The organism is Flavobacterium phycosphaerae (assembly GCF_010119235.1).
GTDB classification, from domain to species: Bacteria; Bacteroidota; Bacteroidia; order Flavobacteriales; family Flavobacteriaceae; genus Flavobacterium; species Flavobacterium phycosphaerae.
Genome location: NZ_JAAATZ010000001.1, coordinates 1,750,331 through 1,768,222 on the forward strand (window position 1 = coordinate 1,750,331; position 17,892 = coordinate 1,768,222).

The following is a 17,892-nucleotide window of genomic DNA, read 5'->3' on the forward strand; positions in this document are numbered from 1 at the left end:
TATTTCACTATTTTTGAGTGTCTAATTTTAGTAGCAATGAAAAAATATCTTCCTTACCTATCCGCAATGCTTGTCGTGCTTTTTATTAGTTGCAAAAAGCAGGAAGAAGAAAAGCCCAAAGTAATTTATGATGCTACTTCAAAAGTAAAAACCGAAGTGCCGGTTGATACGAATCAAATTTTGATTGCCGATTTACCCGTCAATATGGAGGGCACTAATTTCTTGATTCATCCGATAGGAGTGGTATCAGGAAAGGGTAGAGGATTCAAGTCTTCCGGAGAATCAGGAGAAGGTTTTACCGTTTCTAACTACGGAGAATACCAAATTACCGGTTATTTAAAGAATCTTATGTTTCAAGAAATGGGAAAGGACACTCTATATGCCTTGACCGATAAACCAATTTTAATTGAAACGGCTACCTATTTAAAAATCTTTGCCGATAAAACCAAACAGCAATTGATGGTGTATTCCTTGTCGGATATGGATACCAATAAAGACGGGAAATTAGATTCAAGCGATATCAAATCGTTGTACATCAGTACGGTTTCCGGCCAAAAATTCACCAAACTTTCTGCCGATTTTCAGGAATTGGTAGATTGGAAAATTATTGAATCAAAAAACCTTTTATACTTCAGAGCTATTGAAGATACCAACAAAAACGGGGAGTTTGATGCCGAAGATAAACTGCAATACCACTTTGTAAATTTATTAGACAAAGATTGGAAAGTTCAAGAGTACAAGCCAATTTAAATCAGGATATCACTTTCTAAATCTGATTTTTCGATTTCAAAATCAAAGCCTAGTTTCGAAACCAATTCGATTACCAATCGTTTGTACCAATTTTCGGATTTGGGATGAATGTAGATTTTTTCAATTAATTGATTGATATCAACATCTATTTTTAAACCATCATTAATCTTAATGTTTTCGGAAGAAATATCAGCAATGATACGAACTTCACGTTCGTACTGAAAACTTTTTCGCTTGAATAAAAATGGGAAAAACATATCGTCAAACGGAATGTATTCTTTTTTATAATCAATGTAATTCACCTCACCGATGTATTGATTAAACTCTTTCTCTGCCTCAAGTGCTTTTTGCAAACGACCTATAGTGGATTGAATCGCTAATCCTTCGCTGTTTTGGGTAAAAATCTGCCACATCGCAAACGATTCGTATTCGTTGATGTGCCAACTGCTCACGACAACTTTCTCGCGGTGGGTTTTGTAATAGGCTAAAAATTCAGGGTTATTTTCCGAGAGTTTTTTGATTTCCTCATAAGTAGGTTCGCTGAAAGTACCTTCGTATTGGTCTTCAAATTTATCGGAACGTGATAGGAATAACTTTTGCGAAAGCAGTAAATCCAAGAATTTTGATAAGTCCAAATATTTCCAAACCACTGTATCTGGATCTTCAGGTAATTTGATATTTGGATTGTGAAGATACATTATTCAAAAGATTGCATCGAAACTAATTTGGAATACATGCCGTTTTTGGCTAAAAGTGCTTCGTGAGTGCCTTGTTCAACGATTTCTCCTTTTTGCATAACAACTATCATATCTGCTTTTTGAATCGTTGAAAGACGGTGTGCTATAACGACAGAAGTTCGGTTTTGCATCATATTTTCCAACGCCTGCTGCACCAATCTTTCGCTTTCTGTATCTAAAGCAGAGGTAGCTTCGTCCAAAATCATAATCGGCGGATTTTTCAATACTGCACGAGCAATAGACAAACGTTGTTTTTGACCCCCGGATAACTTGTTTCCGCTATCGCCTACATTGGTATAAATGCCTTCCGGTAAGTCTTTAACGAATTCGTAAGCATTGGCAATTTTCAAGGCTTCGATTACTTCTTCGTCTGTTGCGTCTTGTTTTCCCAAAGCAATATTGGCTTTCACGGTGTCGTTAAACAAAATAGAATCCTGTGTCACTAATCCCATCATGGTGCGTAGTGATTTGATATCAATATCTTTAATGTCAACGTTGTCAATTTTGATGTTGCCTTCATTTACATCGTAAAAACGAGTCAACAAATTGGCAATCGTACTTTTTCCACTTCCGGATTGTCCTACTAAAGCCACTGTTTTTCCTTTTGGAATTTGTAGTGAGAATTGTTTCAGTACATTTTCTTCCTCGTAGCGGAAATTAATATTTTCGATGGAAATCCCGGTTTCAAGGGTTTCTTTCTTAACGGCATTTTCTTTGTTGACGATTGGATTTTCTTGTTCCAATATTTCAAAAATACGTTCTACGGCTGCATTTCCTCTTTTCACACTGTAAGAGGCTTTGGAGATGGATTTGGCCGGAGTTAAAATATTATAGGCCAATCCCATGTAGGCTATGAAAGCTGCTCCATTCAAGGTTTTTTCGATTAAGACCATATTTCCTCCATACCAAAGTAAAATAGCAATAACCATAATGCCCATAAACTCACTCACGGGAGAGGCTAAGTTTTGACGGTTTCCGATGTTGACTGATAAGTTAAAAAAACGGTTGGTTGAGCCTTGAAATACTTTGTTAAAATAATTTTCAGCATTATAACTTTTAACGACTTTCAAACCACCCAAAGTTTCTTCAATAGTAGAAAGAAAAGTACCTTGTTCTTCCTGCATTCGGGTTGATTTTCGCTTCAATTGTTTTCCAATTAAGGAAATGATATAGCCAGAAACCGGGATGAAGATAAACACAAAAATAGTCAGTTTTACACTAATGGTAAACATCATGATGATGGTGAAAATAATCGTCAAGGGTTCCTTTACAATCAATTCCAGCATAGATAGCATTGAAGTCTGTACTTCATTAGCATCCCCCGATATACGAGAAATCAAATCGCCTTTTCGTTTTTCGGAAAAGAACGAATGTGGTAAATCGAGTGTTTTTTTATAGATAGCATTTCGCAAATCACGCATGATACCGTTTCGCAAGAAATTAATGAAAAACATGGCAAAATAATCGCTTAAGTTTTTCAGTAAAAAGATTGAAATGATAATCGCTACCATTATTGCTAATGTGAAGCTAACTCCTTTTTCATTGGTTGTTGTAGTAATGTAATAGCTTAGGAAATCTTCCAGATAATGCTTGAAATGGGCAATGTCCTGAAATTCGGGTTTGATTGTGTTTTTTTTGGTTTGGTCAAACAATACCTGCATCATGGGAATCAAAGCCATAAACGACAGGGTACTGAACAAAGCATACAATATGTTGAAAAAGATGTTCAGGTAAGCGTACTTTTTATACGGCTTGATAAATGGAATTATTTTCTTAAAACTACTCATTAGTTCAACTGCATTTCAGAAATTATGGTTTTGATTTTGGCATCCAAATGAGCCTCTGCTGCCGGGATTTCATCCAAACTCTCGATAGCCGTATTTACACTGAAATAAAATTTTATTTTAGGCTCAGTACCGCTTGGGCGAGCACAAATTTTAGAACCGTCTTCCAAATAATAAATCAGCACATCTGATTTAGGAACCGATAAAGTTTCCAATTCATTAGTTAATAAATTTCGTGCGGTGGAATTTTGATAATCTTCTACCATAATCACACGTTGTCCGTTGATTTCGGAAACCGGTTTTTCGCGCAAGTCAATCATCATTTGCTTGATTTGACTGGCGCCTTCCATACCTTTTTTAGTAATAGAAATTAAATGTTCTTTATAGAAACCAAAGTCAACAAACATTTGTTGCAGTTCTTTATACACCGAACTGCCTTTTTCTTTGGCTTGTGCGGCAATTTCGCACATCAATAAAATAGCACCTACGGCATCTTTATCGCGAACCGCATCACCTACCATAAAACCAAAGCTTTCTTCACCACCGCCAATAAATTTCAGTTCAGGGAAATCTTTAATGAACTTGGCAATCCATTTGAATCCGGTCAATCCCACTTTGCATTCTACGTTGTAAGCTGAAGCTAACTCCAGCATCATAGGTGTAGAAACTATAGTGGAACCGATAAATTGTTTGCCATCAAGTTTTCCGGCTTTACGCCATTGCTCTAGCAAATAATGTGTCATCACGGTCATCGTCTGATTTCCGTTGAGCAAAATCATTTTGCCGTTATTGTCTCTCACGGCAACCCCTAAACGGTCACTGTCAGGGTCGGTTCCAAAAACAATATCAGCATTAATCTTATCGGCCAAAGCTAAAGCCATAGTCAAAGCTTCCGGCTCTTCGGGGTTTGGAGAAATAACGGTTGGGAAATCACCATTCGGTTCAGCTTGTTCAGGAACGATGTTGACATCGGTATAACCTGCTTTTTCCAATACTTTAGGAACCATTTTGATAGAAGTTCCGTGAAGCGAGGTGTAAGCAATTTTTAAATTTTTTCGAGCCTCAGCCGAAGTATTAAAACTCGCATTAGCCACTGTAGAATCAATAAAAGCATTGTCAACAGCTACATCTACATATTCGATTAAACTTTCGTTAGCTTCAAACTTAATTTCGTTGTATTTTAAATCCTCAATGACTTGAATGATTTCACCATCTTGTGGCGGTACTAACTGTCCTCCATCCTGCCAATATACTTTATAACCATTGTATTCCGGGGGGTTGTGCGAAGCGGTTAAAACAATTCCGGCATGACAGTTCAAATGCTTTACGGCAAAAGATAATTCCGGTGTAGGACGCATTTCCGAAAATAGAAATACTTTTATTCCGTTGGCCGAAAAAACATTGGCAACCACTTTGGCTAACGTATCACTATTATGACGGCAATCGTATGCAATAGCCACTTTCAGTTGTTCACCCGGGAATGATTTTTTAAGGTAATCGGATAAACCTTGAGTATTTTTACCCAGAGTGTATTTATTGATACGGTTCGTTCCAACACCCATAATTCCACGCATTCCACCGGTTCCGAATTCTAAATTTTTATAAAAACTCTCCTCCAAATTCTTTTGAGAAGTAGTCATCATTTCTTTGATTTGGTTTTGGGTTTCAACGTCAAAAGTTGGCGTAAGCCATTCGTTTACTTTGTCTAATATGTTATGTTCAATATGCATTTTTAACTTAATTTAACTTGGAAGTAATTTGATTACAAATTGACTTCATTGGATATTTTATAGCGCTCTTCATTGTTTTTGGTACGAAGAATAATTTCGCCCAAAAATCCGGCTAAGAATAATTGAGAACCAATAATCATAGCGGTTAGGGCTATGTAGAATAATGGATTTTGCGCTACCAAAATGGTAGGCTCATGTAAAGCAAATAGTTTCAAAAGTTTGATGGCAATGATTAAAAATGTGGCAATAAATCCAATGATAAACATTACCACGCCAAGTGCTCCGAAAAGGTGCATCGGACGTTTGCCGTATTTGGATAAAAACCAAATGGTAATCAAATCGAGAAAACCATTGATAAAGCGACTCATGCCAAATTTGGACTCGCCATATTTTCTGGCTTGGTGGATGACTACTTTTTCGCCAATTTTTCCGAAACCGGCATTTTTGGCCAGAACCGGTATGTAGCGATGCATCTCTCCCGAAACTTCGATGTTTTTGATTACAATACTTTTATAAGCTTTTAATCCGCAATTAAAATCATTCAAATAAACGCCGGAAGTTTTTCGAGCAGCCCAATTAAACAATTTTGAAGGCAGATTTTTTGAAACCACTGAATCGTACCGTTTCTTTTTCCAACCCGAAACCAAATCGTAATTTTGGTTCATGACCATAGTGTATAATTCAGGGATTTCATCCGGACTGTCCTGCAAATCAGCATCCATGGTGATGACTACATCGCCTTTTGCCTTAGCAAATCCGGCATGTAAAGCCTGTGATTTCCCAAAGTTTCTCAGAAAACGAATCCCTTTTACATTGGGGTTTTCTTTGGAAAGATTTTCAATTAGTTGCCACGAATCATCCGTACTTCCGTCATCTATGAAAATTACTTCATAAGTATAGTGGTTGGCTGTCATTACTTTGACAATCCATTGGTGTAATTCGGGTAAAGATTCCTGCTCGTTTAGAAGCGGAATTATTATGGATAAATTCATTTATAATCCTTGATTCGATTTTGATTTCAAAATAGCGGCCAAAATTAAACCAAAAATGGCAACCACAACATATACGGTTAAAAGTCCCATGAAAATATTTCCTAAGGAATAATTGTCTGCTTTTTGCATTTCGGCTATCGTTTGATTTAATACATCAGTCGGTGTTCCGAACTTTTGCATCATTTCAACGGTATATTTGATGGTCATTTCCTTCAGGGTTTCTTTGGCCTGAGGGTCGATGAAATTAAATAAGATATAGTTATACAGTGCAGAAATAGTACTTCCTAAGACTCCGGCAATAAAATAAACCGAAAAGGCTTCTTTAAAAGTGATAACATTATTTAGTTGACTTTTAGTTTTTGTAACTAACATAACACCAATAACAATATTAATCAGAAGACTGATTCCGCCAACCCACCAATTCATAAACAGCTTTATATCAATAACATAAAGAAGAGTTGTGGAAACAATTGAGATTAGGCCCAAAATCAGACCATAGGTAACTGCATTTTTCTTAATAATTTCGTTCATGATTTTTTGGTTTTAATTATTTAACAAATATAAGTAATTCCGTTATTACTCAATATTAAGTGCGAAACATTTAAAAAAAGTTACAGATTGGTTTGATTTTTGAAAAATAGTTGTATTTTTGCACACTCAAATTAAAAAAGAATTAATTAAAAGTTGTAGCCAGTTTATACCTTCCAGAGTGGAAGCTTCAAAACAAACTACTTCATAACAATAACAAGAATTATCATGAAAAAAGGAATCCACCCGGAAAATTACAGATTAGTTGCTTTTAAAGACATGTCGAATGAAGATGTTTTTATCACTAAATCTACAGTAGAAACTAAAGAAACTATCACACACGAAGGTGTTGAATATCCAGTTTACAAAATGGAGATTTCTAGAACGTCTCACCCTTTTTACACAGGTAAATCTAAACTTATCGATACTGCAGGACGTATTGATAAATTCAAAACCAAATACGCTAAACACGCTAAGTAATAGTTATAGTGTTCAAATTTTAGAAAGACCATTCACTAAAGTGAGTGGTTTTTTTATACAATAAACTTTGTAACTTTGGTCCACATCTTATAACAACTCACTACAATGAACTACATATTATTTGACGGTACGGTTCGCAATGCCTTACTTCCGTTTACTTTTACAAGGCCGGTGGCCGATATACGTGTCGGAATTTTGACTATTCGCGAAAAATGGGAAAAGTATTTGGGATATACCACAACAACATTAACAGAAGAATACCTTTCCGAAAAATTTCCCATGGTAGAAATGGAAGACAATGTGATGATTAATGCTTCGTTTTTGCCCAATGATATTTTAGTCGAAATGGTAAAAAGCTTGGAAAAAAACCAAGCTATTTTTCAAAGTGATGAAGTTATTGCTTTTTATACCAATGACACTCAGGAAGAAGTGGATTTCGATAGTTATGATATAATTGAATTTAGTGAAGACTGTCTAACAATTCAAAACACTTGGGACATTTTTGCTAAAAATGATGCAGCTCTTCGCGAAGATTTCGAACTAATCACTGAAGGCAGACATTCGCAACCAATTCCCAAAAGTGTTAATGTCATTGCGCCTGAAAACATTTTTATCGAAGAAGGCGCCAAGTTGGAATTCGTCACTTTAAACGCTTCTAACGGGCCAATCTATATCGGGAAAAATGCCGAAATTATGGAAGGTTCTGTCATTCGCGGGCCCTTTGCTTTATGTGAATCGGGGAGAGTGAAATTGGCGACTAAAGTTTATGGAGCTACCACTGTCGGACCTCACTCTGTTATTGGCGGAGAGGTGAGTAACTCTGTTTTGATGGGGTATTCCAATAAAGGACATGACGGTTTTTTGGGTAATTCTGTTTTGGGTGAATGGTGTAATATTGGTGCCGATAGTAATAATTCCAATTTAAAAAACAATTATGAAGAAGTGCGTTTGTGGAGCTATGAAACAGAAGGTTTTGCCAAAACCGGTTTGCAATTCTGCGGACTGATGATGGGCGATCACAGTAAATGTGGTATCAACACCATGTTCAACACGGGAACGGTAGTAGGAGTAAGCGCCAATATTTTCGGAGCCGGATTTCCACGCAATTTTGTACCGAGTTTCTCTTGGGGTGGAGCTTCAGGTTTCACAACTTATTTAACTTCTAAAGCATTTCAAACCGCCAAAATTGTGATGGCAAGACGTCAGGTGGAATTTTCAGAGCAAGACGCCAAAATCTTGGAACACGTTTTCGAAATTACCAAGAAGTATAGAAAAGAATAATTACATAGTTTACCGCAAATTCGCAGATTTTTTTAATTAATTGGAAATCTGCGAATCTGCGGTTTATTATTTTTAATATCACAAAATTTGTAGTTAAATTTGCATCCTCAATTTTTGACAACGATTTCATTAATTGAGTTTATTTATGGAAAACAGAAAAAAAGTAGCGTTCTACACGCTGGGATGTAAACTGAACTTTTCAGAAACATCTACCATCGCCCGAAATTTTCAGGACGAAGGATTTGACAGAGTCGATTTTGAAGAAGTCGCCGATATTTATGTCATCAATACTTGCTCGGTAACTGATAATGCCGACAAACAATTCAAGCAAATAGTTAAAAAAGCCATGAAGAGTAACGATAAAGCATTCGTTGCTGCCGTGGGTTGCTATGCACAATTAAAACCGGAAGAGCTGGCTGCGGTTGACGGAGTTGATTTGGTTTTAGGAGCTACTGAAAAATTCAAAATCACCGATTATATTAATGATTTGTCCAAAAACGATATGGGCGAAGTGCATTCTTGTGAAATTGAAGAGGCTGATTTCTACGTGGGCAGTTATTCGATTGGCGACAGAACCCGAGCTTTTTTGAAAGTGCAAGATGGCTGCGATTATAAATGTACTTATTGTACTATTCCGTTAGCGCGTGGCATTTCCAGAAGTGATGCTTTAGAAAATGTATTGAAAAATGCGTCTGATATTTCCAAACAAGGCATCAAGGAAATTGTGTTGACCGGTGTCAATATTGGTGATTATGGCAAAGGTGAATTCGGAAACAAAAAACACGAACACACTTTTCTGGATTTGGTCAAAGCTCTTGATGAAGTTGAAGGCATCGAAAGATTACGTATTTCATCCATCGAGCCCAATCTTTTAAAAAATGAAACCATTGAATTTGTATCGCAAAGTAGAACATTTGTACCGCATTTTCATATTCCATTGCAAAGCGGAAGCAACGAAGTTTTAAAGAAAATGAAACGTCGTTATTTGCGTGAAGTCTATACCGACAGGGTTTCGACCATTCGTCAAGTTATGCCGCATGCATGTATTGGTGTGGATGTGATTGTTGGTTTTCCGGGAGAAACGGATGAGCATTTTTTAGAAACGTATAATTTCTTAAACGAATTGGATATTTCCTATTTGCATGTTTTTACCTATTCTGAAAGAGACAATACCGAAGCGGCTGAAATGGCTGATGTCGTGCCAATGAATGTGCGGAATAAAAGAAGTAAAATGCTTCGTGGTTTATCGGTAAAAAAACGTCGTGCATTTTATGAAAGTCAAATCGGAACCAACAGAACCGTGCTTTTTGAAGGAGAAAATAAAGAAGGCTATATTCACGGATTTACCGAAAACTACGTTAAAGTAAAAACACCTTGGAATCCGGAATTGGTAAATACCTTGCATGATATTCACTTGACTAAAATTGATGAAGATGGGGCTGTTCGTATAGAGTTTTTGAACGTTGAAGCCTAATATTTGTAATGAAATCGGATTTTGGTGATTCGGAATACGGTTGCACTATATTGTTCGATAAATTCAAATTGATTTCGTCCTAATTGTTTGAAATTAGCAATTCTGTCTGCTGAAATTTCATAATACATATTGGAGCCTTCCATCATGAATTTTTCTCCGTTTTTCCGATAAGCAGAACGAATCAATTCAAATTCGGATAAATTCCATGTAGTCAGATTAGCATCAAGAGCTTCCATGTCAGTACACAACCCTTCGGTAATTTCGGTTTTGGAACCATAATATTTATCGATGTGTTCAAAAAAAGAAATAATGTCTTGGCGAAAGGCGTCTGTATTCATTTTATAAATATAGAAAAAAAAACGCCCTGATTGCTCGGGGCGATTTTTTATACAGTAGGACTGCTTAGATTTTAATTCCCGGAGGAAGTAAATCGCGGTAAGTCGTATTTTTTCTGAAGAAAAGCGCAATTTTTGGTAAAATAGGAACGACTTTCAACTTCCTTTCATACGCTATTTCCATAATGTTTTTTAACAAATCAGTGATAAATTCTTCATCTTCAAAACCATCGAAAGTGTTTATTCTTGTTAGGAATATTTTCTTTTCTTGAAATGAATATTCTACAGAAATCAATTTGCCATCTACTAAAGTTTCAAATTGGCGGGCAAAAGTATTGTCTTTGATTTCTATTTTTTCCGAAAAAACAGTTGTGTTCATAATCAAGTAAAATAAAAGGATTATTTTTATGCAAATTTACTAATAAATAACGAGCTTCCAGCTATATAATGACTAAAATTCACGTTTATTTTATGCCCGGAATGGCGGCCAGTTCCACCATTTTTGAGCGAATACAATTGCCTACTGATACGTTTGAAATGCATTTGCTGGAATGGTTTCTTCCTGAGAACCACGAAACGTTAGAAGCGTATGCAGAGCGTATGGCTAAAAAAGTCAAACACGAGAATGCTATTTTAGTAGGAGTTTCTTTTGGTGGTATTTTAGTTCAGGAAATGAAACCGTTTTTAAATCCCAAAAAAGTGATTATCATTTCCAGCGTGAAGTCAAATACAGAATTACCAAGACGGATGAAAGTCGCCAAAGCCACCAAAGCCTACAAACTCATTCCGACAAGGTTGTTTGAAAACGTCGAAAAACTGGCCAAATTTGCTTTTGGAGATTATGCCAAACAACGATTCAAACTGTATGAAAAATTTCTGTCGGTTCGCGATAAAAATTATCTGGACTGGTCGATAGAAAATATCATTAACTGGAAACGAACAGCAATAGATGCTGACGTCATTCACATTCACGGTGATGCTGATGAAGTTTTTCCGATAAAACACATTAAAAACTGCATAATTGTCAAAGGTGGTACCCATATTATGATACTGACAAAATACCGCTGGTTGAATGATAATTTACCTAAAATTATGTTAGAAGAAAAGGCGTAACGACTCATTTTTTGTAGCTTTACAATATAAAGTTGTAGTTTTACAACGTTAAAATAAATGATTATGAAATCACTTTTGTGATTCCATAATGACCACTAAAAAAACAAAATCTTTCATTATGAAAACGAATAAAGCCCTTTTATCAACCCTAGCCGTGGTACTGATTTCCGGAATGTTGGTTTTTGGCATAGCCGGAGATAACAAAGACAAACTCCTGCACGAAGGCACTGCAATGTATTTCCCGGAAGCTATTGATTTTGCTGGGGAGAACGCTCCGTTACAAATCATTGATGTGAAAGAAAGATTAGACAGAGAGTTGCTGATTAATGCTAATTTGGATGCTACTACCGCTTTGATTATTAAACGCGCCAATCGTGTTTTTCCTATTATTGAACCTATATTACAACAATACGGAGTGCCGGATGATTTTAAATATTTGGCCGTAATAGAAAGCGGTCTGGTTAATGCATCTTCTCCTGCAGGAGCCAAAGGAGTTTGGCAGTTTATGCCCGATACCGCTAAAGAAAGAGGTATGGAAGTAAACGATATTGTAGACGAACGCTATCATTTAGAGAAATCAACCGAAGCGGCTTGTAAATATTTCTTGGTCGCTAAGGAAAAATTTGGTTCCTGGACTATGGCAGCAGCATCGTATAATGGTGGCATGAATGGTTTGAGTAAAAAAATAGAAGAGCAAAAAGTTACAAATTATTATGATTTGGGCTTAACAGAAGAAACCTCTCGCTATGTTTTCAGGATTCTGGCTCTTAAAGAAATCATGAAGCAACCTGCTAAATACGGTTTCAGTATCTATCCAACCGATTTGTATGCGCCCATTCCAACAAAAAAAGTGGAAGTTGACACCACCATCAGCGATTTAACCGCCTTTGCTCAATCACAAGGTATTAACTATAAATTACTGAAAATTCACAATCCATGGTTGCGCGACAAAAAGTTGCTCAATCAAAGCAAGAAAAAATACGAAATCAAAATTCCGTTAGCAGGATATTAAAATAAAAAAGCCCCAAGATGTTGGGGCTTTTTTTATGATTGCAAAAAAGATTAGATTTTCTTCATCTGCTCTTTCATCATCTTAATCTGATCATTCAACATGTTTTGTTTGTCCAGCTTTTTAGCTTCGTTCAACAAAGCAGTTGCTTCCATTTTACGTCTTCTTGACATGGCGATTCCGGCTAAGTTTAATTTGGCCACAGCTAAATCCATATCCATACTCAACCCTAATTCGATGGCTTTCTTGAAGAATTTCTCTGATTGGTGTAAATTGGTTTGAGATAACATTAAACCATGTAAATAGTTGTAGTAACCTTGTTGTTTTCTAACCAAAGCCGTTTCCGGATTTTTGATTTTATCTAACCACACTTTGGCTCCCGCGAAATCCTGTTTTCTCAATTTCAAGAAGGCCAAAAGAATAAATTCGTTTTTATAGTAAAGAAAAATAGGAATGGCAGTTAATAAAATAAGGAAAATCCCGTTTCCGATATTTCCTTCCGAAAATTGCCAAACGCTTGCTGCCACCATAAGAGCCGCTATAATTAATTTAATAAATCTGTGAAACATAATTGTATATTTTAATGGTCGCAAAGGTAATAAAAGGAATTGAAAATATTTTTATAAAACTACTTGCCAGAAAAAAAAAGGTTTGTATATTTGCACTCGGTTTTAAAGGAGCCGTTTACCAAAGAAATTAATACACGATTTTAAAGATACAAAGCAATGAGCAAAAGAACGTTTCAACCATCGAAAAGAAAAAGAAGAAATAAACACGGATTTATGGACAGAATGGCTTCTGCAAATGGAAGAAAAGTCCTTGCGCGTCGTAGAGCTAAAGGAAGACATAAATTGACCGTATCTTGCGAACCAAGACACAAAAAATAATGATTAGCAATTAATCAATATCAAGCCGTTACTTTTATTAGTAGCGGCTTTTTTTTAAACCTGTTTATAACTAATGATAATTTTTAGGAGCTATTTCCCGCTGTTCGTTGCAATCTTTTTACTTTTAAAAAGCAAAAAGGATTTGCTGCGCCAGTTCGTCCAGGGGCCTTGGGTCCACTGCTATCGGGGCTAGGGCCAAGCATAAAATACAACACACAACAACACAACGTACAGACAAGTCGCGACTTGTCTCTAACAAGCAACAACAAACTAACTACAATGCCTAAAGACAACTCCATCAAATCGGTTTTAATTATTGGTTCCGGACCTATTGTTATCGGACAAGCCTGTGAATTTGACTATGCCGGTTCCCAATCCGCTCGCTCCTTAAGAGAAGAAGGAATCGAAGTAATCTTAATCAACTCCAACCCGGCCACCATCATGACTGACCCCTCTATGGCGGATCATGTGTATTTGTTACCGTTAACCACTAAATCCATCATTCAAATCCTTAAAGAGCATCCGCAAATTGATGCGGTGTTGCCCACCATGGGAGGACAAACGGCTTTGAATCTTTGTCTGGAAGCTGATGAAAAAGGAATTTGGCAGGATTTCGGAGTGCGATTAATTGGTGTTGATATTAATGCGATTAACATTACCGAAGACCGTGAACAGTTCAAACAACTATTAGAAAGAATAAATGTTCCCACGGCACCGGCCAAAACCGCTACGTCTTTCTTAAAAGGAAAAGAAATTGCGCAAGAGTTTGGTTTTCCGTTGGTGATTCGTCCGTCGTTTACTTTGGGCGGTACCGGTGCGGCTTTTGTACACAAGAAAGAAGATTTTGATGAGTTGCTAACCCGTGGTTTAGAAGCGTCACCCATTCACGAAGTCTTAATTGATAAGGCTTTACTGGGATGGAAAGAATACGAATTAGAATTACTTCGCGATAAAAATGATAACGTAGTCATTATCTGTTCCATCGAAAATATGGACCCGATGGGGATTCATACCGGGGACTCAATTACCGTGGCGCCTGCCATGACGTTATCCGATACAACATTCCAAAAGATGCGTGATATGGCGATTTTGATGATGCGCTCTATCGGGAATTTTGCCGGAGGATGTAATGTGCAGTTTGCTGTTTCCCCCGATGAAAAAGAAGATATAGTTGCCATTGAAATCAATCCGCGTGTGTCTCGTTCTTCGGCTTTGGCCTCTAAAGCTACAGGATATCCTATTGCTAAGATTGCCACCAAATTGGCTTTAGGCTATAATTTGAATGAATTACAAAATCAGATTACCAAATCCACTTCGGCGTTGTTTGAACCTACGTTGGACTATGTGATTGTAAAAATACCGCGCTGGAATTTCGACAAATTTGAAGGTTCGGACAGAACTTTAGGCTTGCAAATGAAATCAGTAGGTGAGGTAATGGGAATTGGTCGTTCGTTTCAGGAGGCGTTGCACAAAGCCACTCAATCGTTAGAGATTAAGCGAAACGGAATCGGAGCGGATGGAAAAGGGTATAAGAATTACGAACAAATTATCGAGAAACTGACTTTTGCGAGTTGGGACAGAGTCTTTGTGATTTATGATGCTATCGCGATGGGCATTCCATTGAGCAGAATACACGAAATCACTAAGATAGATATGTGGTTCTTGAAACAATATGAAGAATTATATTTATTAGAGAGAGAAATCTCCAATTATAAAGTCGATACTTTACCAAGAGAGCTCTTGCTTGAAGCCAAACAAAAAGGCTACGGCGACCGTCAAATTGCCCACATGATGGGATGTTTGGAGAGTCAGGTGTATAAGTTGCGCGACGAAATGAACATTAGGCGGGTTTATAAATTGGTTGACACTTGTGCGGCCGAGTTTAAAGCTATGACTCCGTACTATTATTCTACTTTTGAAGCTGAGATTCAGACGGCCCATGGCGAACGATACGTTCATAACGAAAGTATTGTTACTGATAAAAAGAAAGTAGTCGTTTTAGGTTCAGGGCCAAACAGAATCGGGCAGGGGATTGAGTTTGATTACTCTTGTGTACATGGCGTGTTGGCAGCCAAAGAGTGTGGCTACGAAACCATCATGATTAACTGTAACCCGGAAACGGTTTCTACTGATTTTGATACGGCTGATAAGTTGTACTTCGAACCGGTATTTTGGGAACACATTTATGATATCATTCGACATGAAAAACCGGAAGGTGTTATTGTGCAATTGGGTGGACAAACCGCTTTAAAACTGGCTGAAAAATTAGACCGTTACGGTATCAAGATATTAGGAACTTCGTTTGACGCTTTGGATTTAGCCGAAGACCGCGGAAGATTCTCTGAACTATTAGAAGAATTAAACATACCATTTCCTAAGTTTGGTGTAGCTGAGAATGCCGATCAAGCTTCGGCTTTGGCAGATGTACTCGACTTCCCGTTATTGGTTCGTCCTTCGTATGTATTGGGTGGTCAAGGGATGAAGATTGTTATCAACAAGCAGGAGTTGGAAGAGCATGTGATTGATTTGCTGAAAAACATACCCGGTAACAAATTGCTTTTGGATAATTATTTAGACGGAGCGATTGAAGCGGAAGCCGATGCGATATGTGACGGCGAAAACGTTTACATCATAGGAATCATGGAGCACATTGAACCTTGTGGGGTACACTCAGGAGACAGTAATGCGACTTTGCCTCCTTTTAACTTGGGCGAATTTGTAATGCAACAAATCAAAGATCATACTAAGAAAATTGCTTTGGCCTTGCGAACCGTCGGGTTAATCAATATACAGTTTGCCATTAAAGATGATATCGTTTATATTATTGAGGCCAATCCGAGAGCTTCTCGTACGGTGCCTTTTATTGCGAAAGCTTATGGTGAGCCTTATGTAAATTATGCTACCAAAGTCATGTTGGGTGAAAATAAAGTAACTGATTTCACGTTCAATCCTCAATTGAAAGGATATGCTATAAAGCAACCGGTGTTTTCGTTCAGTAAGTTTCCTAATGTGAATAAGGCTTTGGGCCCTGAAATGAAATCGACGGGAGAGAGTATTTTGTTTATTGATGATTTGAAGGATGACCAGTTTTATGAGTTGTACTCGAGACGTAAAATGTACTTGAGCAAATAGTTTTAAGTTACGAGTTACGAATTACGAGTTACAAGTTATTCCTTTTTTATATAGTAACCGCCCTCTTTATTGGGGCGGTTTTTTTATGATTTTTTGATTAGGATTTCTTTATAGATGGAGATTTCTTTTTTCAGGTCGTTTATTTCCTGTTGTTGGGCTTCGATGGTATGTTGAAAGACGGTTTTATTGGTGTTTTGGAGTTCTACGGGAAGGAGTTGAATTAAATCGGTGAAGAGGTTGTATCCGATGGCTTGCGATACTTTCCAGATGATTCTTGTTTGCAGTGTTTCCTGAACGAAATAGCCGTAGAGGGTGGACTGATGGATATTCATCCTGCGGGATAGTTGGGCATAGGTTATGTTGTGTTCTTCGATTTTATTTTTGATAAAAGTACCCATGTGTGGTAGCTCGGCGGTGGTGTTTTGGTATGTTTTCATATTGATTGTTATTTGATTAGACCTTCTTATTCTTTTATTGGATACTAACAAATAGTGTGCAATTTTGACTGAATTTGGTATAAACCCAAGAAAATTTAAGAAAAGCCTAAGAAAGTTTGGGACTTTCCAAAAGGGATATTGGATTCTCCCAAAAGGATATTGGATTCTCCCAAAGGGATATTGGATTCTCCCAAAGGGATATTGGATTTCCCCAAAGAGATATGGTATTACCCCAAAGGGATGTTGGATTCTCCCAAAAGGATATTGGATTTCCCCAAAGAGATATGGTATTACCCCAAAGGGATATGGGATTATCCTAATAACCAGTGTTTTTACTATAGCGTTTCGGGAAAGAAATGGATGTTTTTTTGATTTGGTTCGGATTTATGATTCGTTAACTGTTAATTTTTCTTATACTTGCTCCACTAAATTATAAAATACGCTACTTATGAAAAAAATACTTTTGCTTACAGCTTTATCGTCTTTGTTGTTGGCTTCCTGCTCCTCGAGTGATTCCTCTCCGGCGGCTGAAAATGATGTGTTGATGACAAAGACCATTGCTACCTATGATAGCGGTACTCCGGTTACAACCACTTTTACTTATGATGGAAAAAAGATAAAGGAAGGGATGGCTTCTAACGGTTATTATCAGAAGTTTTATTATACAGGTGATTTGTTGACCAAAGTAGAATACTATGATGATTCGGATGTGAAAATTTATGAGGAAACCTATGTCTATAATAGCAATAATCAATTAATCAATTATGCGTGGATAGAAATCACGAATGATTATGGTAGCAGGGAGTTGTATACTCACAATAGTAACGGTACTATTTCGGTAACTAAGTTATATGGAGATGCTGATGTTCAAAGTATTTTTTCAGGTACAGGGACTATCAGTTTTGTAAATGGTGACGTTAGTATGATAGATTCGAGTTCAGATGGGATGTATATGTATAGTTATGATACTAAAAACAGTCCGTTTAAAAATGTAACCGGCGTTGATAAAATCAATTTTGTTGATGGTGACCCGTTGGGCGTTTTTCATAACATAGTAACCGAAACTCATGAAGGTTTTCCATCGGCGACCATTACCTATGCCTATACTTACAATGGGCAGAATTTCCCGGCAACTAAGGATTGGAATGAGGGAAGCCATTCTAATTCGGTTCAGTATTTTTATAACTAAAATAGAGTTTATTTCAAACCAAAACGCCCAAGGT

General features: G+C 37.1%; 18 protein-coding genes. 9 read left to right on the forward strand and 9 right to left on the reverse strand.

Annotated features, from left to right (window positions below; all coding sequences use genetic code 11):
- Positions 1–36: 36 nt before the first annotated feature.
- On the forward strand, positions 37–750 hold the full coding sequence (locus GUU89_RS07730; RefSeq protein ID WP_162127374.1) for a hypothetical protein: 714 nt from the start codon (positions 37–39) through the stop codon (positions 748–750).
- On the opposite strand, the gene GUU89_RS07735 is transcribed toward GUU89_RS07730, so the two are convergent.
- From GUU89_RS07735 to GUU89_RS07755, 5 genes are read right to left on the reverse strand one after another with little or no spacing between them, the layout of a single operon-like run.
- Positions 747–1,448, reverse strand: a complete 702-nt coding sequence (locus GUU89_RS07735) for a hypothetical protein (protein ID WP_162127375.1) — start codon at positions 1,446–1,448, stop codon at positions 747–749. The two genes, GUU89_RS07730 and GUU89_RS07735, sit on opposite strands and share 4 nt — an antisense overlap.
- A complete protein-coding gene (locus GUU89_RS07740) occupies positions 1,448–3,274 on the reverse strand; it encodes an ABC transporter ATP-binding protein (RefSeq protein ID WP_162127376.1) in 1,827 nt (608 codons plus the stop codon). Before GUU89_RS07740 ends, GUU89_RS07735 begins: the two co-directional genes overlap by 1 nt.
- The gene (locus GUU89_RS07745) at positions 3,274–5,001 is read right to left on the reverse strand and encodes a phospho-sugar mutase (protein ID WP_162127377.1); all 1,728 of its coding nucleotides are present in this window, start codon (positions 4,999–5,001) and stop codon (positions 3,274–3,276) included. The genes GUU89_RS07740 and GUU89_RS07745 overlap by 1 nt, the downstream gene beginning before the upstream one ends.
- A 32-nt stretch (positions 5,002–5,033) precedes the next feature.
- Entirely contained in the window at positions 5,034–5,993 is a 960-nt protein-coding gene (locus GUU89_RS07750; protein WP_162127378.1) for a glycosyltransferase family 2 protein, read from the reverse strand.
- Positions 5,994–6,524 carry a DUF4199 domain-containing protein gene (locus tag GUU89_RS07755; protein WP_235921999.1) on the reverse strand — a complete coding sequence of 177 codons (531 nt, stop codon included), beginning with the start codon at positions 6,522–6,524 and terminating at the stop codon, positions 5,994–5,996.
- Between the two features lie 225 nt (positions 6,525–6,749).
- Here GUU89_RS07755 and GUU89_RS07760 point away from each other — a divergent pair, with 225 nt between their 5' ends.
- The 3 genes from GUU89_RS07760 (at position 6,750) to mtaB (ending at position 9,756) form a co-directional block, all read left to right on the forward strand.
- Positions 6,750–7,001, forward strand: coding sequence for a type B 50S ribosomal protein L31 (locus tag GUU89_RS07760; RefSeq protein WP_162127379.1), 252 nt, complete (start codon positions 6,750–6,752; stop codon positions 6,999–7,001).
- A gap of 105 nt (positions 7,002–7,106) precedes the next feature.
- Positions 7,107–8,282, forward strand: coding sequence for a GlmU family protein (locus GUU89_RS07765; RefSeq protein ID WP_162127380.1), 1,176 nt, complete (start codon positions 7,107–7,109; stop codon positions 8,280–8,282).
- A gap of 145 nt (positions 8,283–8,427) precedes the next feature.
- Positions 8,428–9,756, forward strand: coding sequence for a tRNA (N(6)-L-threonylcarbamoyladenosine(37)-C(2))-methylthiotransferase MtaB (gene mtaB / locus GUU89_RS07770; protein WP_162127381.1), 1,329 nt, complete (start codon positions 8,428–8,430; stop codon positions 9,754–9,756).
- Here the strand turns inward: mtaB and GUU89_RS07775 are convergent.
- Positions 9,753–10,094, reverse strand: coding sequence for a hypothetical protein (locus tag GUU89_RS07775; RefSeq protein WP_162127382.1), 342 nt, complete (start codon positions 10,092–10,094; stop codon positions 9,753–9,755). The genes mtaB and GUU89_RS07775 overlap by 4 nt on opposite strands.
- 64 nt (positions 10,095–10,158) lie before the next feature.
- The gene (locus GUU89_RS07780) at positions 10,159–10,470 is read right to left on the reverse strand and encodes a GNAT family N-acetyltransferase (RefSeq protein ID WP_235922000.1); all 312 of its coding nucleotides are present in this window, start codon (positions 10,468–10,470) and stop codon (positions 10,159–10,161) included.
- A 68-nt stretch (positions 10,471–10,538) separates the two neighbouring features.
- Here GUU89_RS07780 and GUU89_RS07785 point away from each other — a divergent pair, with 68 nt between their 5' ends.
- Together GUU89_RS07785 and GUU89_RS07790 are read left to right on the forward strand one after the other, a co-directional pair.
- On the forward strand, positions 10,539–11,204 hold the full coding sequence (locus tag GUU89_RS07785) for an alpha/beta hydrolase (protein ID WP_162127383.1): 666 nt from the start codon (positions 10,539–10,541) through the stop codon (positions 11,202–11,204).
- Positions 11,205–11,322: 118 nt separating this feature from the next.
- Complete coding sequence (locus GUU89_RS07790; RefSeq protein WP_162127384.1) at positions 11,323–12,216, forward strand: lytic transglycosylase domain-containing protein; 894 nt, start codon at positions 11,323–11,325, stop codon at positions 12,214–12,216.
- A 50-nt stretch (positions 12,217–12,266) separates the two neighbouring features.
- Here GUU89_RS07790 and GUU89_RS07795 read toward each other — a convergent pair whose 3' ends face one another.
- Complete coding sequence (locus GUU89_RS07795; RefSeq protein WP_162127385.1) at positions 12,267–12,782, reverse strand: DUF2892 domain-containing protein; 516 nt, start codon at positions 12,780–12,782, stop codon at positions 12,267–12,269.
- Positions 12,783–12,938: 156 nt separating this feature from the next.
- On the opposite strand from GUU89_RS07795, the gene rpmH reads away from it, so the two are divergent.
- Positions 12,939–13,100, forward strand: a complete 162-nt coding sequence (gene rpmH, locus GUU89_RS07800) for a 50S ribosomal protein L34 (protein WP_007136275.1) — start codon at positions 12,939–12,941, stop codon at positions 13,098–13,100.
- A gap of 279 nt (positions 13,101–13,379) precedes the next feature.
- Positions 13,380–16,232 carry a carbamoyl-phosphate synthase large subunit gene (gene carB, locus GUU89_RS07805; RefSeq protein ID WP_162127386.1) on the forward strand — a complete coding sequence of 951 codons (2,853 nt, stop codon included), beginning with the start codon at positions 13,380–13,382 and terminating at the stop codon, positions 16,230–16,232.
- A gap of 83 nt (positions 16,233–16,315) precedes the next feature.
- Here carB and GUU89_RS07810 read toward each other — a convergent pair whose 3' ends face one another.
- Positions 16,316–16,669 (reverse strand): helix-turn-helix domain-containing protein, encoded by a 354-nt coding sequence (locus GUU89_RS07810; RefSeq protein WP_162127387.1) that lies wholly within the window; start codon positions 16,667–16,669, stop codon positions 16,316–16,318.
- Positions 16,670–17,117: 448 nt separating this feature from the next.
- Here GUU89_RS07810 and GUU89_RS07815 point away from each other — a divergent pair, with 448 nt between their 5' ends.
- Complete coding sequence (locus GUU89_RS07815) at positions 17,118–17,858, forward strand: hypothetical protein (RefSeq protein ID WP_162127388.1); 741 nt, start codon at positions 17,118–17,120, stop codon at positions 17,856–17,858.
- Positions 17,859–17,892: the final 34 nt, after the last annotated feature.

Bases quoted from the DNA above. Each gene is read 5' to 3' on its own strand.
- mtaB (WP_162127381.1), top strand. From the start codon at position 8,428: ATGGAAAACAGAAAAAAAGTAGCGTTCTACACGCTGGGATGTAAACTG.
- GUU89_RS07815 (WP_162127388.1), top strand. From the start codon at position 17,118: ATGAAAAAAATACTTTTGCTTACAGCTTTATCGTCTTTGTTGTTGGCT.
- GUU89_RS07730 (WP_162127374.1), top strand. From the start codon at position 37: ATGAAAAAATATCTTCCTTACCTATCCGCAATGCTTGTCGTGCTTTTT.
- GUU89_RS07775 (WP_162127382.1), bottom strand. From the start codon at position 10,094: ATGAATACAGACGCCTTTCGCCAAGACATTATTTCTTTTTTTGAACAC.
- GUU89_RS07740 (WP_162127376.1), bottom strand. From the start codon at position 3,274: ATGAGTAGTTTTAAGAAAATAATTCCATTTATCAAGCCGTATAAAAAG.
- GUU89_RS07790 (WP_162127384.1), top strand. From the start codon at position 11,323: ATGAAAACGAATAAAGCCCTTTTATCAACCCTAGCCGTGGTACTGATT.
- rpmH (WP_007136275.1), top strand. From the start codon at position 12,939: ATGAGCAAAAGAACGTTTCAACCATCGAAAAGAAAAAGAAGAAATAAA.
- GUU89_RS07760 (WP_162127379.1), top strand. From the start codon at position 6,750: ATGAAAAAAGGAATCCACCCGGAAAATTACAGATTAGTTGCTTTTAAA.
- GUU89_RS07785 (WP_162127383.1), top strand. From the start codon at position 10,539: ATGACTAAAATTCACGTTTATTTTATGCCCGGAATGGCGGCCAGTTCC.
- GUU89_RS07745 (WP_162127377.1), bottom strand. From the start codon at position 5,001: ATGCATATTGAACATAACATATTAGACAAAGTAAACGAATGGCTTACG.
- GUU89_RS07735 (WP_162127375.1), bottom strand. From the start codon at position 1,448: ATGTATCTTCACAATCCAAATATCAAATTACCTGAAGATCCAGATACA.
- GUU89_RS07780 (WP_235922000.1), bottom strand. From the start codon at position 10,470: ATGAACACAACTGTTTTTTCGGAAAAAATAGAAATCAAAGACAATACT.
- GUU89_RS07755 (WP_235921999.1), bottom strand. From the start codon at position 6,524: ATGAACGAAATTATTAAGAAAAATGCAGTTACCTATGGTCTGATTTTG.
- GUU89_RS07810 (WP_162127387.1), bottom strand. From the start codon at position 16,669: ATGAAAACATACCAAAACACCACCGCCGAGCTACCACACATGGGTACT.
- carB (WP_162127386.1), top strand. From the start codon at position 13,380: ATGCCTAAAGACAACTCCATCAAATCGGTTTTAATTATTGGTTCCGGA.
- GUU89_RS07750 (WP_162127378.1), bottom strand. From the start codon at position 5,993: ATGAATTTATCCATAATAATTCCGCTTCTAAACGAGCAGGAATCTTTA.
- GUU89_RS07765 (WP_162127380.1), top strand. From the start codon at position 7,107: ATGAACTACATATTATTTGACGGTACGGTTCGCAATGCCTTACTTCCG.
- GUU89_RS07795 (WP_162127385.1), bottom strand. From the start codon at position 12,782: ATGTTTCACAGATTTATTAAATTAATTATAGCGGCTCTTATGGTGGCA.